The 4146-nt window shown below is 54.9% G+C and carries 2 rRNA genes (1 of these 2 cut by a window edge); both read left to right on the top strand.

Features of this window, described 5'->3' with window-relative positions:
- Positions 1–93: 93 nt before the first annotated feature.
- Positions 94–1619: ribosomal RNA gene (locus RF641_RS17460) — 16S ribosomal RNA — on the top strand.
- Between the two features lie 579 nt (positions 1620–2198).
- A 23S ribosomal RNA gene (locus RF641_RS17455) occupies positions 2199–4146 on the top strand; it runs 1271 nt beyond the window's last position.
- Together the 16S and 23S rRNA genes form the textbook arrangement of a ribosomal RNA operon.

Genomic DNA, 4146 nt, shown 5'->3' with positions numbered 1-4146 from the left:
CCGTGTGTTGTTCCGAGTGTTTTTATTCGCCAGGATTTCATCACCACGTGTGGCCCCGTCTTTTTCCGGTGGGGTTGTGGTGGCTTTTTGTTTTTTATGGAGAGTTTGATCCTGGCTCAGGATGAACGCTGGCGGCGTGCTTAACACATGCAAGTCGAACGATGAAGCCCAGCTTGCTGGGTGGATTAGTGGCGAACGGGTGAGTAACACGTGAGTAACCTGCCCCTGACTCTGGGATAAGCCCGGGAAACTGGGTCTAATACCGGATATGACTTTTGACCGCATGGTTGAGGGTGGAAAGATTTATCGGTTGGGGATGGACTCGCGGCCTATCAGCTTGTTGGTGAGGTAATGGCTCACCAAGGCGACGACGGGTAGCCGGCCTGAGAGGGTGACCGGCCACACTGGGACTGAGACACGGCCCAGACTCCTACGGGAGGCAGCAGTGGGGAATATTGCACAATGGGCGCAAGCCTGATGCAGCGACGCCGCGTGAGGGATGACGGCCTTCGGGTTGTAAACCTCTTTCAGTAGGGAAGAAGCGAGAGTGACGGTACCTGCAGAAGAAGCGCCGGCTAACTACGTGCCAGCAGCCGCGGTAATACGTAGGGCGCAAGCGTTATCCGGATTTATTGGGCGTAAAGAGCTCGTAGGCGGTTTGTCGCGTCTATCGTGAAAGTCCGAGGCTCAACCTCGGATCTGCGGTGGGTACGGGCAGACTAGAGTGATGTAGGGGAGACTGGAATTCCTGGTGTAGCGGTGAAATGCGCAGATATCAGGAGGAACACCGATGGCGAAGGCAGGTCTCTGGGCATTTACTGACGCTGAGGAGCGAAAGCATGGGGAGCGAACAGGATTAGATACCCTGGTAGTCCATGCCGTAAACGTTGGGCACTAGGTGTGGGGGACATTCCACGTTTTCCGCGCCGTAGCTAACGCATTAAGTGCCCCGCCTGGGGAGTACGGCCGCAAGGCTAAAACTCAAAGGAATTGACGGGGGCCCGCACAAGCGGCGGAGCATGCGGATTAATTCGATGCAACGCGAAGAACCTTACCAAGGCTTGACATGTTCCAGATCGCCTCAGAGATGGGGTTTCCCTTCGGGGCTGGTTCACAGGTGGTGCATGGTTGTCGTCAGCTCGTGTCGTGAGATGTTGGGTTAAGTCCCGCAACGAGCGCAACCCTCGTTCCATGTTGCCAGCGGGTTATGCCGGGGACTCATGGGAGACTGCCGGGGTCAACTCGGAGGAAGGTGGGGATGACGTCAAATCATCATGCCCCTTATGTCTTGGGCTTCACGCATGCTACAATGGCCGGTACAATGGGTTGCGATACTGTGAGGTGGAGCTAATCCCTAAAAGCCGGTCTCAGTTCGGATTGGGGTCTGCAACTCGACCCCATGAAGTCGGAGTCGCTAGTAATCGCAGATCAGCAACGCTGCGGTGAATACGTTCCCGGGCCTTGTACACACCGCCCGTCAAGTCACGAAAGTTGGTAACACCCGAAGCCGATGGCCTAACCACCTTGTGTGGGGGGAGTCGTCGAAGGTGGGACTGGCGATTGGGACTAAGTCGTAACAAGGTAGCCGTACCGGAAGGTGCGGCTGGATCACCTCCTTTCTAAGGAGCTAACCAGTTTTGGTTGCCCATGTCTGTGCCCGAGTGTGGTGCAGGTGGGTTGCTCGAGGGTGGAATGTCAATGAACTCAACACTGGGAAACGGGTTTTCGAGGGCGATCGTGTGGTTGTTTTCGGGGGTTCGGGTGTTGGCATGGTTTGTGTTGTGTGGCGTGTGTGGTTTAGTACGCAGTGCCGGCTCCTTGTGGGGTTGGTGGTGTTGGAAGGGCGCATGGGTCGTGTGATGCGAATGAGTATGTTTGGTGCACTGTTGGGTTTTGAGGCAACAAGCCTCCTGGCCGCCTGGTCCCTTTGCGGGGTTTGGTGGGTTGGGTGCTTGGTGTTTCGGTGTTTGTCCTGTGTCTGCTGGCATGGTGTCCTGGCTGGTCCTTTTGGGGCTGGTGTGTGGGGTGCTGTTGTTGGGGGTGCGGGGTTGTTGTTTGGGAACTGTATAGTGAACGCGAGCATCTTGCAGATGAGATGAGCTGTGTGCGCCTGTCCTGGGTGTGTGTGGTGTTTGAGTCTTGTTTGTAGTGATTTTGTTGATTGTTTTATAGCTCAATTTTTGAGAACTTTGTTTTGTGTTGAAGTTTTTAAGGGCGCACGGTGGATGCCTTGGCATCAAGAGCCGATGAAGGACGTGGGAATCTGCGATAAGCCTGGTGGAGTCGATAACCGGACGTTGAGGCCAGGATTTCCGAATGGGGGAACCCCGCACCATGTTATGTGGTGTGACCTGCAGCTGAATGTATAGGCTGTGTGGAGGGAACGCGGGGAAGTGAAACATCTCAGTACCCGCAGGAAGAGAAAACAATAGTGATTCCGTTAGTAGTGGCGAGCGAACGCGGATGGGGCTAAACCGGTTGGTGTGTGATAGCGGATAGGCGTTGCATCATCGGGGTTGTGGGGTCCACATGTACCAGTTCTATCTACGCTGGTGGGATGAGGTGCAGGCGTATAGGTGAATCGGTTGGAATGCCGGACCAGAGAGGGTGATAGTCCCGTAGGTGTAATGCGTGTCTGCCGTTCTTGTGTGGATGCCCGAGTAGCACGGGGCCCGTGAAACCTTGTGTGAATCTGCCAGGACCACCTGGTAAGCCTGAATACTACTTGATGACCGATAGTGAATCAGTACCGTGAGGGAATGGTGAAAAGTACCCCGGGAGGGGAGTGAAATAGTACCTGAAACCGTGCGCTTACAATCCGTTAGAGCAGCCACTTGTGGTTGTGATGGCGTGCCTTTTGAAGAATGAGCCTGCGAGTTAGTGTTACGTCGCGAGGTTAACCCGTGGGGGGAAGCCGTAGCGAAAGCGAGTCTGAATAGGGCGAGTGAGTGGCGTGATCTAGACCCGAAGCGAAGTGATCTACCCATGGCCAGGTTGAAGCGCGTGTAAGAGCGTGTGGAGGACCGAACCCACTTCAGTTGAAAATGGAGGGGATGAGCTGTGGGTAGGGGTGAAAGGCCAATCAAACTTCGTGATAGCTGGTTCTCCCCGAAATGCATTTAGGTGCAGCGTTGCGTGTTTCTTGCTGGAGGTAGAGCTACTGGATAGGCGATGGGCCCTACAAGGTTACTGACCTTAGCCAAACTCCGAATGCCGGTAAGTTAGAGCGCAGCAGTGAGACTGTGGGGGATAAGCTTCATAGTCGAGAGGGAAACAGCCCAGAACGCCAACTAAGGCCCCTAAGCGTGTGCTAAGTGGGAAAGGATGTGGAGTTGCTGTGACAACCAGGAGGTTGGCTTAGAAGCAGCCACCCTTGAAAGAGTGCGTAATAGCTCACTGGTCAAGTGATTCCGCGCCGATAATGTAGCGGGGCTCAAGCACACCGCCGAAGTTGCGTCATTCAAACATGTCATTGGCCTTTGTGGTCCAGTGGTTTGGATGGGTAGGGGAGCGTCGTGTGGACGGTGAAGTCGCGGTGGAAACCAGCGGTGGAGGCCACACGAGTGAGAATGCAGGCATGAGTAGCGAATGACGGGTGAGAAACCCGTCCGCCGAATGATCAAGGGTTCCAGGGTCAAGCTAATCTGCCCTGGGTTAGTCGGGACCTAAGGCGAGGCCGACAGGCGTAGTCGATGGACAACGGGTTGATATTCCCGTACCGGCGAAGGACCGCCCATACTGAGCAATGGATGCTAACCATGACGGATTCCAGCGTTGATGCCTTTTAGGTGTCTTGTTGGTTGGTGTGGTGGGAACCGATGTTGTGAGGTCAGCGTATTAACAGGTGTGACGCAGGAAGGTAGCCGAGCCAGGCAATGGAATTGACCTGGTCCAAGGGTGTAGGAAGAACGGTAGGCAAATCCGCTGTTCATTGTTTCTGAGACCTGATAGGCGCCCCGTTTGTGGGGTGATTCGGTGATCCTATGCTGCCTAGAAAAGCATCGGCGCGAGGTCCCAGTCCGCCCGTACCCTAAACCGACACAGGTGATCAGGTAGAGAATACTAAGGCGATCGAGAGAATCATGGTTAAGGAACTCGGCAAAATGCCCCCGTAACTTCGGAAGAAGGGGGGCCTGCCCCGTGATG

It is taken from the genome of Arthrobacter sp. 'calajunan', assembly GCF_046940185.1.
GTDB lineage: Bacteria > Actinomycetota > Actinomycetes > Actinomycetales > Micrococcaceae > Glutamicibacter > Glutamicibacter soli.
This window is presented reverse-complemented; position numbering and strand designations above follow the sequence as displayed.